The sequence below is a fragment of the Helicobacter cetorum MIT 00-7128 genome (assembly GCF_000259255.1).
GTDB lineage: Bacteria > Campylobacterota > Campylobacteria > Campylobacterales > Helicobacteraceae > Helicobacter > Helicobacter cetorum_B.
On record NC_017737.1, the window covers coordinates 563226 to 581282 of the forward strand.

17 protein-coding genes and 1 pseudogene are annotated in these 18057 nt (G+C 33.5%); 15 read left to right on the forward strand and 3 right to left on the reverse strand.

All coding sequences use genetic code 11. The features are described 5' to 3' along the window. Positions 1 to 20: 20 nt before the first annotated feature. Both HCW_RS02715 and HCW_RS09845 read right to left on the reverse strand, forming a co-directional pair. Positions 21 to 389 (reverse strand): annotated as a pseudogene (locus tag HCW_RS02715) (SDR family NAD(P)-dependent oxidoreductase); the annotation flags it as partial. 49 nt (positions 390 to 438) lie between these two features. After that, the gene (locus tag HCW_RS09845) at positions 439 to 567 is read right to left on the reverse strand and encodes a hypothetical protein (RefSeq protein WP_269208206.1); all 129 of its coding nucleotides are present in this window, start codon (positions 565 to 567) and stop codon (positions 439 to 441) included. A 50-nt stretch (positions 568 to 617) separates the two neighbouring features. Between HCW_RS09845 and HCW_RS02720 the strand changes: the two genes are divergently transcribed. From HCW_RS02720 to dnaG, 9 genes are all read left to right on the forward strand, one after another. Further along, a complete protein-coding gene (locus HCW_RS02720; protein ID WP_014660694.1) occupies positions 618 to 1883 on the forward strand; it encodes a tyrosine-type recombinase/integrase in 1266 nt (421 codons plus the stop codon). Further along, on the forward strand, positions 1883 to 2248 hold the full coding sequence (locus HCW_RS02725) for a hypothetical protein (RefSeq protein WP_014660695.1): 366 nt from the start codon (positions 1883 to 1885) through the stop codon (positions 2246 to 2248). The genes HCW_RS02720 and HCW_RS02725 overlap by 1 nt, the downstream gene beginning before the upstream one ends. After that, positions 2245 to 2442 (forward strand): hypothetical protein, encoded by a 198-nt coding sequence (locus HCW_RS02730; RefSeq protein ID WP_014660696.1) that lies wholly within the window; start codon positions 2245 to 2247, stop codon positions 2440 to 2442. The genes HCW_RS02725 and HCW_RS02730 overlap by 4 nt, the downstream gene beginning before the upstream one ends. Continuing rightward, positions 2439 to 2621: a hypothetical protein gene (locus HCW_RS02735; protein WP_014660697.1), complete on the forward strand. Its 183-nt coding sequence runs from the start codon at positions 2439 to 2441 to the stop codon at positions 2619 to 2621. Before HCW_RS02730 ends, HCW_RS02735 begins: the two co-directional genes overlap by 4 nt. Beyond that, positions 2618 to 2776, forward strand: coding sequence for a hypothetical protein (locus HCW_RS09395; protein ID WP_155802215.1), 159 nt, complete (start codon positions 2618 to 2620; stop codon positions 2774 to 2776). Before HCW_RS02735 ends, HCW_RS09395 begins: the two co-directional genes overlap by 4 nt. Beyond that, the gene (locus HCW_RS02740; RefSeq protein WP_014660698.1) at positions 2777 to 3805 is read left to right on the forward strand and encodes a winged helix-turn-helix transcriptional regulator; all 1029 of its coding nucleotides are present in this window, start codon (positions 2777 to 2779) and stop codon (positions 3803 to 3805) included. It begins immediately after the preceding gene. Between the two features lie 187 nt (positions 3806 to 3992). Continuing rightward, entirely contained in the window at positions 3993 to 4286 is a 294-nt protein-coding gene (locus HCW_RS02745; protein ID WP_014660699.1) for a hypothetical protein, read from the forward strand. Beyond that, positions 4252 to 5502 carry an ATPase domain-containing protein gene (locus tag HCW_RS02750; RefSeq protein ID WP_014660700.1) on the forward strand — a complete coding sequence of 417 codons (1251 nt, stop codon included), beginning with the start codon at positions 4252 to 4254 and terminating at the stop codon, positions 5500 to 5502. Before HCW_RS02745 ends, HCW_RS02750 begins: the two co-directional genes overlap by 35 nt. Further along, positions 5502 to 7067, forward strand: a complete 1566-nt coding sequence (gene dnaG / locus HCW_RS02755; protein ID WP_014660701.1) for a DNA primase — start codon at positions 5502 to 5504, stop codon at positions 7065 to 7067. The genes HCW_RS02750 and dnaG overlap by 1 nt, the downstream gene beginning before the upstream one ends. Here the strand turns inward: dnaG and HCW_RS09230 are convergent. Continuing rightward, complete coding sequence (locus tag HCW_RS09230) at positions 7059 to 7226, reverse strand: hypothetical protein (RefSeq protein WP_231283034.1); 168 nt, start codon at positions 7224 to 7226, stop codon at positions 7059 to 7061. The genes dnaG and HCW_RS09230 overlap by 9 nt on opposite strands. A 181-nt stretch (positions 7227 to 7407) precedes the next feature. Here HCW_RS09230 and HCW_RS09575 point away from each other — a divergent pair, with 181 nt between their 5' ends. From HCW_RS09575 to HCW_RS02780, 6 genes are all read left to right on the forward strand, one after another. Continuing rightward, on the forward strand, positions 7408 to 11571 hold the full coding sequence (locus tag HCW_RS09575; RefSeq protein ID WP_014660702.1) for a hypothetical protein: 4164 nt from the start codon (positions 7408 to 7410) through the stop codon (positions 11569 to 11571). Positions 11572 to 12038: 467 nt separating this feature from the next. After that, positions 12039 to 14864, forward strand: a complete 2826-nt coding sequence (locus tag HCW_RS02765; RefSeq protein WP_014660703.1) for a PBECR2 nuclease fold domain-containing protein — start codon at positions 12039 to 12041, stop codon at positions 14862 to 14864. Positions 14865 to 15138: 274 nt separating this feature from the next. Then, entirely contained in the window at positions 15139 to 15912 is a 774-nt protein-coding gene (locus tag HCW_RS02770) for a phosphoadenosine phosphosulfate reductase family protein (RefSeq protein ID WP_014660704.1), read from the forward strand. Positions 15913 to 15998: 86 nt separating this feature from the next. Further along, on the forward strand, positions 15999 to 16172 hold the full coding sequence (locus HCW_RS09400; RefSeq protein ID WP_155802216.1) for a hypothetical protein: 174 nt from the start codon (positions 15999 to 16001) through the stop codon (positions 16170 to 16172). A gap of 98 nt (positions 16173 to 16270) precedes the next feature. Next, positions 16271 to 16831, forward strand: a complete 561-nt coding sequence (locus tag HCW_RS02775; protein ID WP_014660705.1) for a hypothetical protein — start codon at positions 16271 to 16273, stop codon at positions 16829 to 16831. A gap of 20 nt (positions 16832 to 16851) precedes the next feature. Further along, positions 16852 to 18048 carry a DUF4043 family protein gene (locus HCW_RS02780; RefSeq protein WP_014660706.1) on the forward strand — a complete coding sequence of 399 codons (1197 nt, stop codon included), beginning with the start codon at positions 16852 to 16854 and terminating at the stop codon, positions 18046 to 18048. Positions 18049 to 18057 lie beyond the last annotated feature (9 nt).

The window sequence follows — 18057 nt, forward strand, 5'->3', positions numbered from 1 at the left end:
ATTTTTTAGAGCTTTAGCTTTTATTTGACGGCTAATTGAGTGAAAGCTTGATTAGTTGGCATAATTTCAATGCTATTGATATTAACATATGGGGGTTGTTTGTAAATCCATAGAACAATATTGGCAATATCTTGTGGTTTGATAGTTGTTTTATTTTCATAAATAGCTTTAGCTTTTTCTCTATTACCCTTAAAACGCACCAAACTAAAATCTGTTTCACCGCAAAGCCCGGGTTCTATATTACTTACTCTAATGTTAGTGCCAAGCAAATCTGCTCTTAAGTTTAAAGAAAATTGTTTCACAAAGGCTTTGCTAGCTCCATAAACATTCCCCCCAACATAAGGATAAGTGCCCGCAATAGAGCCAATATTGATAATAGTTCCGGCATTGTTTATAACTTTAAAAATTAAAATATCACCACTCATCTACCAACAGCTTTTAATTGGGTATAGCGCTAATTAAAAACAAGCGTTTTAAGGCATTGAGATTTGAAAAAATCTTAGCTTTTTTCAAGTCCAAAACCCCACGCCCTCTACTCTTAGATTGTCTCACAATTTCTAAAATCATTTTTACAAAGAACACCACAAAAATAAAAGAAAGAAAGGAGCTTTAATCCTATGACTATTTACAACAGGAATGGCTTACTATATGCCAACATTGTTTTAAACAACAAGCGTAAGCGCCTAAGTTTAGGGCTATTAGACACCAAAGAAAACCGCCTAATCGCCCTTGAAATGCTAGAAAGTGGCAATATCTTAAAGCCAAAGTATAAGCGCTTAAAAACGCTTAAACAAGAAGTTTTAAAGGAGCAATTACAAGCTAGTAGCACCACAATAAAAGGAGCTAAAACGCCCTTAAATTCCCCTAAAAAAGGGGCGCTTAAGTCCAAAAATAAAAAGGTGCTTACTATCATAGAAGAGCCTATAAAAATGAGACAACAAAACGATAAAAGAGACAAAACACTACAAAATGAGACGCTAAGTGAGACAGATAAAAAAATCACTATAGAAGAGCTTATTAAAGAGCGTCTAAGCTATTCTATAGGATTAAAAGAAAGCACCCTAAAAACCCAACAAACCAATTTTAAAAACGCTTTCAAACTTACAGGCATTAAAGATTTAAGTAAATTCTATGTTTCAAACATCACTAAAGAGCATATTAAGAGCTTTTATCAAAACGCCCTTAACAAACATTCTAGGCTAGTGATTAACATCTTAAAATCACGCTTAAAAGAGCTTTTAGAGTTTGCTAAAAAGGAGGGCTACATTACACAAAGCCCTTTCTTTGCTTTAAAGATTAGAAACGCTATAGAGCCAAAAGAGATTAAGCCCTTTAGCTTAGAAGAAATCAAGCAGATTTTAAACGCTTGCAATAACTTTAGGCTTAAAACCTATTTAACTACAGCATTTTTCACCGGAGCAAGAGTGGGCGAACTATTAGCGCTTACTTGGAAAGACATTGATTTTGAAAGAAATAAAATCAATATCAATAAGAATCTAAGCTATAAAGGCACATTAAGCAGTCCTAAAACTAAAAGCAGTATTAGAGAGATTGATATGCTAGAAGTCGTTAAAAAGGCGCTTTTAGAATACAAAGAGAGCTTAAAAGAAGAGCGTATTTTTGTTTTCATCTCTAAACCACAAAGAACCAATGAGTTTAACAAAGCCTTTAAAGAGCTTTTAATAGCGCTTAATTTAGAAAAAAGGGTGTTATACAACACAAGGCATACCTTCGCTAGTTTAATGCTTTCTCAAGGCGAAGAAAGCCTTTGGGTCTCTCAAACATTAGGGCATAAGAACCTAGATATCACCTTTAAAACTTATGCGAAGTTTATTCCTAATCAAAACAAAGAAAGAGCTACTTTTTTAAAGGGGGTCTTTTAATGAAACTTTTAAATACCTTAGAAGAGCATGAAAAAATCTTAGTAGCTTTAATTTATAAGCGCTTTGCAGGTTGCAAATCTACAAGTGCAGGGGGCGCTTTGTTTAGTCCTTATAAAAAGCTTATCAATAACCCTAGCTATCCTTTTAGCGAATTTTTAGCCACTTTAAAAGCCCTAGAAAAGCGCCATATCCTTACTTTAAGCTTGTTTAAAAGCAAGGGTTATTTTGATTATGAAGTTTTTTTAACCCCGCATTTAAGAGAATCTCTCTTAGAAGTGTTTAGAAAAATAAGCGCTAAAAAGCGTTCTATCAGCATGAAAAGAATTCTATCAAGGAAAGCCTTTAATAAAAGGGGGGAGATATGAAAAACATCATGCAAGTTTTTATTTCTAAAAGGACCCGACAAATTAGGGGGGTTTCTATGCCTAAAAAAGACTTTATAGAGCTTTTAGACTCTTTAGATAAACAAACCTATCAGCTTAAGAGCGTAAGCACTAAAAGCCAAAAAATTACAAGCTACACCCTAGATTATCTTAAAAAGACAAGGAGTTTAGAATGAAAAAATTCTACATAGCACACGACGAGGACGAGTCAATAGAGTTTGCTGAATGCCTTAATGAATGCTTAAAAAGCATTCTAAAAAAGGGCTATATCGCTAGAGCTAGTATAGGGCTAATCCTATCAGATAGTGAGCTTTTAAAACAATTAAAAGAAAAATTAGAAGGAGCTAAAAAATGAAAAAGTTAAGTTTAAAAGAACCGCTAGTGTTCTTTGAAAATCATTTAGTTAAAAGAATTAACGGAGTGGTTTTCCTAGCGGCGCTTTACAAATCGCTAAACCAAAAAAGAGAGAGCATTAAACAACAATCTTTCTTTTACAGAAAAGGATTATGAATGAATTATACCACAAAAAACTATATTTTAAAAGAAAAAATTCAAGGCGGATTTTTCCAAGGCTCAAATGCTATCGCTCAAGATGAGAGAATTTCAGGCATGGCTTTAGCTATTTATTGCTATTTATCTAGTTTGCCAAGCAATTTTAAGGCTAATTCTAGCAATATCGCTAAACGCTTTAATTTAACCTTGCAGACCACATGGAAGTATTTAAAACAACTCATAGATTTAGGCTTGATAGAATTACAAAAGGCTAGAAATACTGATGGAACTTTTAAAGATTTCTATCTTTTTAGGCTCTTTAATTCCATTAGCCACACGATAAAAAACATAGTAGTGGATAAGCCCCCTAAAATGCGTGCTAAAATTCAAGCAAACCCCCAAAAATGCGCCACTCTATCCAGTAGTGAATTTTTTGACAATAAAAAAGAAATAAAAAACAAACATGAAAAGATAAGCGCAAGCGCAAAAATTGAAAAATTTTCTTTTAAGTCTAAGCCTAAAATTTGCAAAAAATCCAAAATTAAAAAATCCTTGATTATTTGCTCTCAAAAATTTAAAAATTTCACGAGATTATTTACTAGCGCTTTAGGAAATTTGCATGCTGATGATTTAAATCTCAAAGAGAAGGGGGCGCTAGAGAAGTTTTTTGAATACAAAAACCAAAAATCCAAGCTAACAAGTGCGACTAAAAGAGCTTTACTAGAGCAAGCAAGAGAGCTAATAGCCAAAAACCAAGATTTAGAAAAGTGCGTTAATCAAAGCATTAAGCGGGGCTATAGCGAGCTTTATGCAGTGCAAGAATACGCCTTTAAGCCTAGTTTGTTTAAACAGAAAAATAAGCCAATTTATAACGAAAATTGCCCCACTAGAGACCCTTACGCCCCTTATAGCCAAAGAGAGTTAAAAGCTAAGTATGACTATGAAGAAGAGATGTTTGAAATGGCGTATAACCCCTACTACAAGGACAAACAAAGCGCAGAAGTAGATGTTGAGTATGAAAATTACTTAAAGGAATTCGTGTATTAGGAGCAACCAATGAAAGAGTTTTATTATTCAAAACACAGGCGCATTCATAGCTGTAGCTTCTATCTAAGCAGTGAGATTTTAGAGATTTTAGACTTTATAGCGTGGTGTGAGAATCAGCACAGAAGCGCTATAGTAGAGCGCATTTTAAGGAGCTATTTAAGCAGGAATAGAAAGAATAGGAGCAAGTATGGAAAGTGGAAGAGCCAAAAAAAATACACCAAAACAACGCAAAAAGTTCACCCTAGCCGAAAGTGTGATTTTACGCCTAGAATTAAGAGCAGAGAGAGAAAAAATCAGCAAATCAAAGCTTTTACAAAAAGCCATTCTTTATGGAGTGAATGAGTTTAGCAAGTCTAATTTACTAGGTCAAAAGATTCTTAACGAATATCAAGAGACCTTAAATAATTTAGAAAAGTTAGAAAAGAAAAAGAAAGAGAGAAAAAACAATGACGACCACAAACGAAAAGAAAACAAAAAATGAGCTAATCAACAGCTTTGATAAGTCTTTAGAGCTTATTGTAATCAATTCTATGATTAACTATCCTAAAGACATAGAAGAGTTTTTAGAAGGCATAAACCCTAAGTTTTTTGAGCCAACTAATCAAGTGATTTTAGACGCCCTAAACTCTTTAAAGAAAAAAAATCATCTCATCACTTTAGAAACCCTAAAATTAGCTTTAGGGCAAGACTTTTTAGACAAAAGAGAAGTTATAGAGCTTTTAAATGCTGATAGCATTCCTAACTATCTAAGCTTAAAGCCAAACTTTAAGGAATTTTTACAATTAAAAGTCCAGCATAGCCTAGCAGACAAGCTTATTAAATGCACTAGAAACAGCGAAATATTTGACGCTGAATTTTTAAGCAAGTTTATTGATATTGAGAGTAATATTACCGGTAAATTATTAAGTGATTGGATTAAATTTTACGAACAAGACGCACAAGTTGAGAAGTTAGAAACGGGCATTTTTGGACTTGATAAGAAGTTTGAGGGTGGGTTTGAAGTAGGCCAACTCATTTTAGTTATGGGAGACCCAGAGAGCGGTAAAACGCTTTTTTTCAATCAAATCTTAAACAACATGACCAAAAAACATAAAGTCGTGTATCTATCCTTTGAATTTAGCATTAAAAAATATATGACTAACATGCTTAAATACTACCCCGAAATTGACTATAGCCGTATCTTTGTAGATGATGCATGCACAGATATAAGCGATTTAAGAAGTCAAATCAAAGCCTTAGCTAGACTTGGCTATAAAGCCTTTTTAATTGATTCTCAAATGAAAATCGTAACCCCTATGCAAAACAGAACCAAAGAAGAGCAAGAGACCGAAAAATTCACCACCTTAAGCGAATTAGCCAGAAAGCTAGATATTGTCATCTTTTTTATCGTGCAAAATTCTAAGAATGACCCCATGACACCAAGCGGGAGCAGGAAAGGCGCGCATGAAGCGCATATTATTTTTAAAATCAGCCGTTTAATTGATGGCGATGCTAAGCAGATTAAGGGCGAAAGGAGAGTGAATTTTAGAAAATTTACCATTAGGAAGAATAAGCAAACCGGCGAACAAGGCTTAATCTTTTTTGAAATGGCAAATTACAAGTTTTATGAGCGCCCCGACTTAATGAAAGGCGATAATTTAGAAAGAATGCACGAAGAAGAAAATAACCGCTTTGTAATGAGCTTGGAGGGAATCTAATGCCAAAAATCAAAAATTTAGAAGAATTAAAACAAATTGTAAGCATTAGTGCCGTGATTGAAAAGTATTTAGACTTGCATAAATGCGGGACTTCTTTAAAAGCAAAATGCCCCTTTCATAGCGAGAAAAGCGCTAGTTTTATGGTAAGTGAGTCAAAGGGTATTTATAAATGCTTTGGCTGTGATGCTAAAGGCGATGCTTTTACTTTTATCCAAGATTTTAAGCAAGTAAGCTTTTTTGAGAGTGTTAAAGAAGTAGCAGGCATTTTTAACTTCACTTTAGAGATTGAAGAAGATGAAGAGAGTTTAAAAAGAGAGAAATTTATTGATGTCTTAAATTTTGCTAACAATAAATTCAAAAAACGCCTTTTAGAAAGCTCTAAACAGACCTTAGATTATCTTTTAAGGCGTGGCATTACTTTAGAGATGATACAAGAGCATGAAATAGGCTTTTGTTTAGGGGCTGATTTAGAAGTCATAAAAAGCAATTTTGAAGATTACGAGCTTTTAGGGAGCGCTTTATTTAACTATAATGCCAAAAAGGAATTAGTGAGTTATTGCAATTATAGAATCACCATTCCCTTAAAAGATAATCACGGCAAAATTAGAAGTTTTAGCGCTAGAATCAATCATAATGAAAGCCATAATAAAGATAGGACCCCCAAATACATTAACGGCAGAGATAGCCAAATTTTCAAAAAGTCTTTTATTTTATGGAATTTTCATAAAGCCAAAGAAGAAATCATTAAAAGAAAGCAAATTATTATTTGTGAAGGCTTTTTTGATGTTTTAGGCTTTATTAAATTCAATAAGCCCCATGCCGTGTGTGCGATAGGCACAGCCATTACTAAAGAGCATTTAAACATGCTCTTTAAATTAGATTTAGAAATTTGTTTTTGCTTAGATAATGATGAAGCAGGGTTTAATGCGACTTTAAGGGCTATCAATCTATGTTTTAGCTTAGGTTATTCTAATGTGAGCGTGATTAATATTATAGGAGACAAGAAAGACATGGGCGATTATTTAAAAGATGAAACCCCCCCTTTAATGACAAAGATTAACGCCTTTAGATTCCTTTGTAAAAACCTTTTAAAAGAGAGTTTAACCCCCAAAGATAAAGACAGAAATTACAGGAATTTAAAAGGCATAATAACGCATTTAAGCCCCTTTGTTAGAGACGAGCATGAGCGTATCTTAAACTCTTATTTACCTAATAGCAAAGAAGAAGAAAAGAAATTACCCCCCTTAAGCTTGTTTGAAGGCAGGATTTTACGCACCGCCAAAGATAGCGAGAGTTTTTTATTTATCGTAAGCAGGAATTTAAATGTTAATGACTTCACGCATAAAGAAGTGTTTATGCAAATTTTGCAAAAGAATTTTAACGGGTTGGAGTTTTTAAAAGAATATGAGCTTATAGAGCCTAAAGATTATTCTATTGTCTTATTAAATTTTAAAGAAATTGGTTTGAAAAACAGCCTTAAAGACGCCCTAGATTCTAAAGATTATCATTTAGCGAGCGCTTTACAAAACAAGCTTAAAGAGCTTAAAAATAGTTTGTTAGTGTAAAATCCAAACACATGCTACAAACGCACTTAAGAATAACGCCATAAAGCTTATTTGTCTAATAAGTGAGCGTTTTTCTTTGGCGTCCTTTAAGCGCTTGTCATCTTGTTCTAAAATAAGTTTAACAAACATTTCAGGGTTATTTTTTGCTAATTCTTCCATGGCTCTGTTCCTTGTTTCATACTCTAATGTTTCTATTGTTAATAACGAGTTTTTATGATTCAATTCCATAACATAAAATCTATTTAAAACTCCCTTAAAAGTCAATTATGCCGTGTTTTTAACCCCCTAAAATTACCCCTTTTTCACTAAACTAAAATCATTTAAATAATAAGGGGTAATTGTGGCAACTTTAGATTTTAAGCGCCTAAAAGATGATAATATCTCACCTAAAAGCATTTTAAATTTTGTTAAAAATCAAGAGAGTAATTTCAACTACAACGAGCTAGAAAACTACTACAAAGACCAAGGTTTAAAAGATAATGATTTAGACAATGCCCTTTATAATGATTTGACTAATTTTAAAGATTTTAAAATCTCACTTAAACCTATCAATTCCGATTCTAAAAGCATAAAAAGCCCCCTAGATAGCGAGATGATTAACAAGCAAAAGCAAGCAGATTTAAACCTTTCTTCTTCAAATATTGATGAGTTTGAATTAAAGAAAGAAAGGATATTAAACACCCTTAATTCAAAAGCTAAAGAATTGAAAGAAAGCGGGCTTTTAGAGCGTTTAGGGAAAAAAGTTAGCGAGACACTACTACCAGAAAGCTTTTCTTTAGAATCTAAGAGCTACAAAGATAACCAACAAAAATTAGAAGAGTTAAAAGAAATAGCCATTAAAAACAATGTTGATTTTAAGGATTTGCCTAAGAACTTGCAAGATAGCTTAAGATTAAAGCGCAATGATGAAGGCTTATTTTTAGGAGCTTATAACGCCTTAAAAGAGAATTTTACCAATGCGACTGAAGTTGATTATAACAAAGAAAAAGCCCTCTATCATTTAGCAAGAAGTCCTAAGAGTTTTAAAGATTTAAACGATAAAGAAAAGGCTTTAATTAAAAGTGATAGAAGTTTAATAGATGGCTTTTTTGATAGCTTTAATGATGATGAGAAGGCTTTAAAAGAATGGAAAGAAAATCATAAGGCTAAGGATATTACAAAAGAGTTTCAAAAGCAAAAGGTTTGGCTAGATAATATCCATTCAGCCAAAAGCTTAGGCTCTTTGTTTTTAGGGGCTAGTAAAGAAGAGCAAGAAAATTACAAAGAGACCCTTAATAATCTAGCTAAATTACAAGGCTTTGATAAGGCGTTAATTGATGATAAGGGCGCAGTCTTTTTAGAAAAAGATAACGAGAGTTACAAGGTTAATGATGGCTTTTTTTCTAATTTTTTAGAGAGTTTAAAAGCCAATAGCTTTAGTGTAGCAGGGGGGGTTATAGGGAGTTTAAAGGGTGCGAGTAATGCCATTAAGAAAGGTAAAATTAACCCCTTAGCAATAGGAGTAAGTGCAGGCTTAGGGGGTGCTATAGGCAGTGGTTTAGGGGGAATTACTGATGCCACAATCACCAATTTATATTTAAATAGAGAGCAAAATTTAAAAGAGACTTTAAAACATGGTTTAAGTGAAGGCTTATTATCCCTAGCAGGTGATGTTGCTATAGGTGGAGCTACTAAAGCTTTAAAAGAATTAAATGCCAAAAATCTAAAGAAAGGCTTTGATATTGCCACAAGTCTTACGCCTTTTGTAGGCACTTTTAAAAGAGCTATGACAGGAAACACTAAAAGAGCTGAAGAGATTCTTTTAAATGCGATGAGTAAAGAAGAGCAAGACGCTATTAAGGAGTTTAGCGCACAATTTGGCGGCAATGCTAAGTTTGATAAAGAAAAGAACGATTTAATAAGGGATAATCTAGTTAAAAGATATGGTGAAGATAATGCCAAAATAAAGGCTTATGATAGTATCTCTAATGCTATCAAATTGACTAATTTTAAAGAACAGCAAGAAGCTTTTATAAGAGCTATAAGAGCTGATGAAAGCGGGAATGTTATCGCCTTTTTATCCCAAGCGGCCAATGAAAGCCCAAGAGCCAACTTAAGCTTAAAAAATATCCTTAATAAAACCACAAAAAACCTAGAAAAACAATTAGATAATCTCAATTTAGACAAGAGCGCTATAAAAAGCGTTTTAGACGATTTAGATAAAGGCACTAAAGAAAGCTATGATAACGCTATCAATAAGGTAATTGCCAAAGTCTATGACACTAACTATATTTTAAAGCCTAATGAAGAGATTTTAAATTTAAAGCGTTATGAGAAATTTAGAAAAGAATTACAAAATAATGGCGAGCTAGAAGAAAGCGCTTTAAAAATGCTCCATTTCTTAGAAAGAAATATTTATAATCCTAATGGCGTTAATTTCACTCAACTTCACAATGCCAAAAACACCATAAACGCCTATCTAAGAAACATCAAAGACCCAAGTATTAAAGGGCATATTCAAAGAGAAGTAGGCAATTTTATTAAAAATGATATTGAGAATGCCACTAATGAGCTTTTTAAGCTTAATAAAAGCGCTTATAAACAATTTAGCGAACTCTATAATACCGCCATAAGCGATTATAAGAACGCAAAAAGCGCTTTAAAATTAAGCGATGAAGTAGGCTTAAGAAACAAATTAGCTAAAGAAGATGAAGTGTTAGAAAATCTTTTAAATTTAGCCAAAGGGCAAGGTGAAAAAAATTCAAGCAATTTTAGCACCTTAACTAAAGGTCTAAACGAGCAAAATAAGGAGATTTTAGAATTAAACATGCTCAATAGGCTTATGCAAAAAAGCATGCAAGAAAGCTCTAATTTAAGGGTATTTGATAGCGAGAAGTTTTTAAAGAATTTAGAGAGCTTTAAAGATGATGTTTTCACTACTAAAGGCGCAAAAGATTTTATAGATTTAACTCAAGGCTTTCATAAACTCTTTAAAAACGATGTTTTAATCGCTAAAAAGCTAACAGAAGCTACCACACAAAAAGCTAGTCAAGGATTAGCCACTAGCCTAGAGGGTGCTTTTAAATTCTTAGGGGTTAAATGGCTATTAAATACCATGTATAGAACCGCCCCTAAAACCTTTATTTTTAAATCTTTAGATGAGAAAACCGCAGGAGCAGCCCTAAGGTATCATTTAAAGCAAGCTTTAGAGAGAAGTCATAGTGTAGAAGAATTTACAAACACTTTAAAACTAAGCGCTCAAAAATCTAAATTCTCTAATGAAACAATGAAGAAAATTGAAGAGATTACAAGCGGAGTCAAAACTGCGAGCGAAGAAGTCAAAGACAAAATCACCAAACACGAAAAAGCGTTAAAAGAGTTAGAAAAAATTGATACTAGCAAGCTCACCAAAGAGCAACTTGATGTTTTAAAAGTCTTTAAGGGCGAGCTTGATGAAACTATCCTTAAAGGCAGAGATTTAAACGACCTTTATACCTTAGAGAAAGGCAGCAAAAAACACGGAGCTATCAAAATATTAAAACGCCACTATGGAGAGAATAAGACTGGAGCCATAACTAGCGATGAACTGCTTAACATGGGCGAAGTGATTAAGAACGGCAGTGTTCTATTAGAAAGCAAAGAAAATAGGAATAATCTAATAAGATATGCTTATGAATGGGATAACAATGGAGTTAAATTAAGAGTTGTAGTAGATGATTTGGGGGATAACAAAAAGATTTTTAATTTTTATAGTGATAGACCGACTGGTGGTAGCCCAACGCCACGAAGCACCAATCAGCAAATAGATATTACTCAAAAAGAATTAACTAAGCAAGACCAAGAGTTAAGTTTTTTAGAACTTGCCAACCTAGAAAAGCAACAAAAACTGCTCAAAGAACAACAAAATACCCCTAAAAACACAAATGAAAAAGAAACATCGTATAATGAAAGCCTTGAAACTAAAGCCAAAGATGAAAAAATGCCCAAACTCTCTTTTAACGAGATAAAAAAATTGATTGATAAAAGCCCTAATAAGGGTAGAGAAATGCTTGTTTTAGGCGAGCAAAATTTAACCTCTGAAGTGGTAGAATATATAGAGAAAAACAACAAAAAGATTGCGGTTGAAAAATTAGAGCCTAGTTTGGCTAAAGAATTAGGTTTAGAATATCCTAATGATGCGAAGACAATGATTGATTTTAGTGCTATCAAACACATTTTAAATAGGCATGGAAAAAATTCAAATAATGTCATAAAAAGCAAGCAACCTCCTATCACTTATGATGATATAGCTAATTATAGAAACATTGTTGAGAATGCTGATGAGACATTAAGGATAAGAGAAAACGATAGAGTGAAACTATTAAGCTACAAACAAATCAATGGGTATTTTGTGGTTGTAGAACAAGTAAGCAAGAAACAAAACGGCTTAAGCCTTGTAACAATGTTTAAAGAGAATGGGGATTATAGGAATTCAAAGAGTTACCTAGAAAGCATAGACGCAAACAACCTACATTCTAGGTTATAAGCCCAGCGTTGTTCTGTTGTTCTACACTCTCTTACTATGGACTATAGCACAAAAAAGTTAATGTTTTTAGTTAGTGAGCTTTAACCAAATTAATGGGTTCTTTGTTGTGTAGAACAAATATCAAATGGCAGAAACGAGCTTATTTTAAAGACTATGTATAAGACTAAAGGCGAGTATAAACAAAGCGAGATATACAAAGAAACGCTAGAGCATTCTCAAAGTGGCTCAAGCTTCGGTTATTAGCCGAGTGCCATTTCTATTGAATGTCTAACACTTTAATAATACACCAAGAAAGTTAACAAGGTAAAAAATTATGTAAACAAGGGAATAGCTATAAAGATGACACTAAGAAACTCTAGCTCAAAAGTCTGTATCACTTCAATGGAAGTAAGCCTGCTTTCTAAGAAACAGGTGGCTTTTCTCTTGCTAGAGATAACGAAACTATACCATAATTTTTTAAAAAAATGATGTGTTTATCTTTCAAAGGCTTTCATAAACTCTTTAAAAACGATGTTTTAATCGCTAAAAAGCTAACAGAAGCTACCACACAAAAAGCTAGTCAAGGATTAGCCACTAGCCTAGAGGGTGCTTTTAAATTCTTAGGGGTTAAATGGCTATTAAATACCATGTATAGAACCGCCCCTAAAACCTTTATTTTTAAATCTTTAGATGAGAAAACCGCAGGAGCAGCCCTAAGGTATCATTTAAAGCAAGCTTTAGAGAGAAGTCATAGTGTAGAAGAATTTACAAACACTTTAAAACTAAGCGCTCAAAAATCTAAATTCTCTAATGAAACAATGAAGAAAATTGAAGAGATTACAAGCGGAGTCAAAACTGCGAGCGAAGAAGTCAAAGACAAAATCACCAAACACGAAAAAGCGTTAAAAGAGTTAGAAAAAATTGATACTAGCAAGCTCACCAAAGAGCAACTTGATGTTTTAAAAGTCTTTAAGGGCGAGCTTGATGAAACTATCCTTAAAGGCAGAGATTTAAACGACCTTTATACCTTAGAGAAAGGCAGCAAAAAACACGGAGCTATCAAAATATTAAAACGCCACTATGGAGAGAATAAGACTGGAGCCATAACTAGCGATGAACTGCTTAACATGGGCGAAGTGATTAAGAACGGCAGTGTTCTATTAGAAAGCAAAGAAAATAGGAATAATCTAATAAGATATGCTTATGAATGGGATAACAATGGAGTTAAATTAAGAGTTGTAGTAGATGATTTGGGGGATAACAAAAAGATTTTTAATTTTTATAGTGATAGACCGACTGGTGGTAGCCCAACGCCACGAAGCACCAATCAGCAAATAGATATTACTCAAAAAGAATTAACTAAGCAAGACCAAGAGTTAAGTTTTTTAGAACTTGCCAACCTAGAAAAGCAACAAAAACTAGCCAAAGAGCAAGAATTAAAAGAGCTAGAAAGCCAAAGGTTACAAGAGAGCATACAACAGCATAAACTAGAGCGCCAAGCTATAAGAGATGCCAAAAATTCTACTTTAGGCAAGAGCGAACTAGACAGAGAGATAGTTAAAAGTGAAAATATCCCTTTTAAAGAGCTAGAAAACGCCCCTAAATCTAGCGTAAGCTTGAATGATAATGAAATATACCCCTTAAAGTATGTAATCGTAAATAAAGACGATTTAAAGCCTAATTTTAAAAACACCGGCACTCAAACACGAAATAGCATAGATAACAAAAAGATTGAAGAAATAGCTAATAATTTTGACCCCAAAATGATTGTAGGGCGTGGGGGCTTTGATGATTTGCCTATCATTCTAAATGATGGGCAAGTTATAGCAGGGAATCACAGGACCCAAGGCATGTTAAGTTTTTCTAAAGAGAGCCGAGCAAATTACGAAAAAGCGATTAAAGACAGCTTTAATTTAGATTTAAAACCAAACGAGCTAATGGTAAGAATGCCAGAAAATGAATTAAACGATAAAGAGATTTTTAAGCTTGCTAGTAAGTCTAATGAGAACAGAGCTAATAGTTTTAGTGATACGCTTTTAAGTGCGATGAGTAGCTATAATGAAAATTTAAAGCACTTGCCTATAAAGTTTGAAAGCGAGAATGTAGAGAATTTAGCCAATAATGTAGCTAGAGTGTTAGAAAGAGACGCTAAAATCCCAAGCCAAACGCAAATAGAAAACGCTAATTTAGCCCTTTTAAGCCATTATGCCAAAAACAGCGCTAATAACAGCCTTTTAGAAGTGTTTGATAATGCTTACAAGCATTTAGATAAGGAGCAGTTTAAGGCGTTTAAAGAAATGTTTGCCAATAATAGCGCTAATTTTCACAACCTAAATAATGACGCTACGCTTAAAAATTTCAATCTATCCCCCTATCTAACGGATTCATTAGACACCACCGCTAAAATGCTAGAAAGTGGGAATAGAAAGGATAATTACGCAAAGCTAGTAAATGATATTGATTACTTAGTCAAAACGACTGATAGTAACGGCACTAACGCTTTTATTAAAGAAAACCCGCAAAAGTATGAAAGCGTAGTGAGTGAATTATTAGGTAGTAGCTTTGCTAGATTTTTAAGGCTAGAAAATCCTACAAGCCAATTTTATGAGTTTTTAAAGAATGCTAAAGAGAGAATGATACAAAACGCAGGCGATATATTTGCTGGCACTAACAAGCCAATTAGTGAGATTAATGTTTTTGATTTTATTAAATACGCAATTGAAAGCGGAAATCCTAGCAAAGAAAGCAGGGAATTATTAGATTTATTGCCAAAGCTAGAAAGCAAGTTTAAAGCGTATGAGAAACATTTAAAAGAGAGTAAGCCAAAGTTAGAGAAAGAACGAGCTTTTAAAGTTATTGAGCCAAAAGATAAAAAAGCCTTTATTGATAGCATAGATAGTTATTTAAAAACAGATAATGCGCCAGAACTACCCAAAGAGATAAACATTGATGAATTTAAAAATAAGTTTAAATATGTCAGCAACCTAGATAATTTTATAGAGCATATAGGAGAAAAAGAAAACGCTCAAAAACGCTTTTTTTATCTAAATCTTATTGAGCCAAGTTTGAAAGAGCCAGATATAAAACTAATTTATAAAGACAAAGAGCCACACAAAGAGCGCATTAAATACATTAAGGCTTTTAAGAAAGATGAAAACAACATCGTTCATTTGTTTGTTTCACAAGATAATAACAAGCTTTTTATAACAAGCGTTCCAGAGATTGATAAGTATTATATTAAGTCTATGATAAACAAGGCTGACATTATCCACTCTTTCATTCAGCAGGACAGCAAGAATGCTAAAAAGCATTGAGTGGGCTACCTTGAAACTATACCACAAAATAAGACAATGTTTAAAGAAAATGGAAATTATAAGAATGGAACTAGCTATAAGAATGATATTAAACAAGAAAAGCAAGGCAAATAACGCCTCCCTTATTAAGGGCATAGGCAACAAAGACCTACTGTTATTGTGTAGTTGCAATTCTTGCAATAAGAACGCCGATATAATTCACTCTTTTATCGGCAGTGGCTGGTAATCATAACAGAGAGTTATGGAGTGAACCGCAAAAGGATTATACCAAAAAATGAAAACTAAAATCGCTTTATGGAGTGGTGGTAAAGATAGCACCGCAATGATAGATTTACTCTTAAGAGATAAAAAGCAAGTAGATTACATTGTCTTTAATGATACTCTAAATGAATTTAGCGCTATGTATGAATACATTGCAAAAGTTAGCAACTATTGGAAGGAAAGATACAACGCTAAGATAGTCATTACAAAACCACAAGGCGTTTTTATTACTAATCAAATACAAAAAATTACGACTAAAGGCGCATTTAATGGCAGACCTAAAGGATTATTAAGTAGTGGGCATGTGTTTTGTAGATGGAGAAGAGAATCTAAAGTCTATCCACTAGAGCGCTTTATTAAAGAAAATCATATTAAAGACTATACGCTTTTATTAGGTATAACTATAGATGAAATGCACCGAGCTAAATTTATGGATAGGAAGTTTGAATACCCCTTAATCTATGATTACAAGATGAATGAAAGCGATTGTAAAAACTATCTTAAAGACAGAGAATTAGAAAACCCACTATATAGGCATTTTGAAAGAACGGGGTGCTTTTTTTGTCCTTATGCTAGTTTAAGGAGCTTTTATAGAGTATGGAAATATTACCCTAAAGAGTGGGCTAAGATGAAAGAATATGAAAGTTTGTGTTTAGAAAATGCTATCAATAAATCATGGTTTCTAAAAAATCGTAGTTGTGAATATATGGAACAAAAATTTTCAAAAGAACAAGAATTGGAGTTTATAGATGATGAGCCTTTGAAAGATTGCATGTGTAAGATTTAAAGAATGATAAAAGTAACTACACGCCTTTATCAATTACTTAGCAAGGGTTTCTTTGCTAAAACTCTAATAAAAGGATTATACCGCACATGAAAAAACTCAAAGATTTTTTTAACAAGCACCCAGAAAGTATATTCCCTTTGTGTGTCTTTATTCTAATCGTGCTTTTAATTATCAATCATATAGATAGAGACATAGGAAGTTTAGCTAATGCTTTAGCAATGCTTATTTTTACCTTTCTTTATACAAGAAATTTGAGATAGCTTTTTAAACTCAATTCACCCCCTTAAATTTTTAACCCCCCTTTAAATTTTGTTTTTTGATTTAATGGCATTTGAATTTTAATAAAAGGACTTTTGAAATGCAGGATTTACAAAACAAGGAGCAAGAATTAAAAGCTTTGCAAAACGAATTAGCACAAGCTCAAGATTCTTTAGAAAATAATTTCGCCAAACATATGGCTGAAAAAACAGACGAAAAGCTAGAAGATTTGTTTTTTTCTAACAAAGAAGAGTTTTACAAAGCCGTCTTAATAGAGCAAAACAACTTTATAGAAGAGACTATAGGTAAGACTTATGATAAAGCCGTGGCTTTAAATGATGAAATCCATTCTACCAAGTCAAAGCTTGAATTAGAGAGCGCTCAAAAAGCGTTTTTAGAAAAAAACCCCGATGCCAATATGCAAGAAATCATCGCATTTTATAATGAAGAATTGCCCCCCAAATATAAGAGAGAGTTAGACAGCCTAGAAGACGCTTTAGGCTTTTTTGAATCTCTCTACTCACTCTATAAGACCTTCAAGGGTGAAAAAGAAGAAGAAAAAGCAGAAGTAGAAGAAGAATTACCTAAACAAGTAGTAGGTAACCCTAGCTCTAATGATGCCTTTTCTAGTGGCTCTAATAGTGTGATGGAAAGATTTTAATTTTTAAATAAGGAGAAAATATGTTAAGCGAACTCAATCAAATTAATTTAAGCGGGTGGAAGAATGACCCTAATGTCAGCGTGAAAGTGGCTGAAGTTATTGAAAATGCGAGTTGGAAGAAAAGCCCTTTTGAAAGCATTACAGGGCGTGGGAGCGATAGAGCTATAAGAACTTATGTAGTCAATGATAGCGCACCTTATCGTCCTAGACTTAAAAGCCAATTAGGTGGAAGTGGCGTAGTGGGTAATAGTGATTTTGATTCTAATTTAGATAATTTAGAGATTTTAAGTCAAACGATTTATCCAAGAGTGGTGGGCAATTCTTTAAAGAGTGAAATTAGCGCTTATAGTGCCTTAAAGCATATTGATTTTATTAAAGAAGCAAGCGATAGTTTGACTGAATGGCTTACTCAAAATAGAGATAGAGAGATTATTTGTGCTTTAAGCAATGATTTTACTAACGCCGTAGTGTGTGATAACACCACAGAGAACAACACTGAAGGCTATCGTTTGGCTAAGAATGCTAAAGAGAGCATTACAGATTTAACTAAAGAAATCACCGCTAAAGACACTATGAGTTTAAAGGCTTTAAGAAGAGCGATTTTCCAAGCTAGAAGCGGGGAAAAATACAATAAAACTAAAGCCTTTCCTATTAAGCCAGTAAGAAGTGATATGATAAGCACTCAAGGCATTACTATCCAGCACACTAGCTACTTAATCTTTTTAGATAGCTATCAAATCAATCAATTAAAAGCAGACCCCGAATACCAAGATTTACAAAAATACGCCGGCATTAGGGGCGAAGAGAACGCACTTTTTACGGGCATTGTAGGAATGGTGGATAATTGCCCTATCATTGATTTAGGGACATGGACTGATGTCAATGTGGGCTTATTAAATTCTGAAGTGAGCGATAGCGAGTTTAATAACCATATCAATAAGCAAAATGTAACTAAAGTTACCCCCCCAAGTGTTTATAAGGGCAAAGAGAATCAAGCCGTAAGTATTGGAATGCTAGTAGGTGCGAGTGCGTGCGTGTTAGTAGGCAGTCAAAAAATCAGCTTTTATATCAATGAAAATGAAGATGCCGGCAGAAAGACCTTGTGTGGGATTGATAGCATTAGGGGCATTGCCAAAGCTAGATATGTAGGTGAAGAGTCTAGCCCTTATAACAATAGCGATTATAGCGTTATAGGGCTTTTTAGTGCCAAAGTTTAAAGAAAGGAT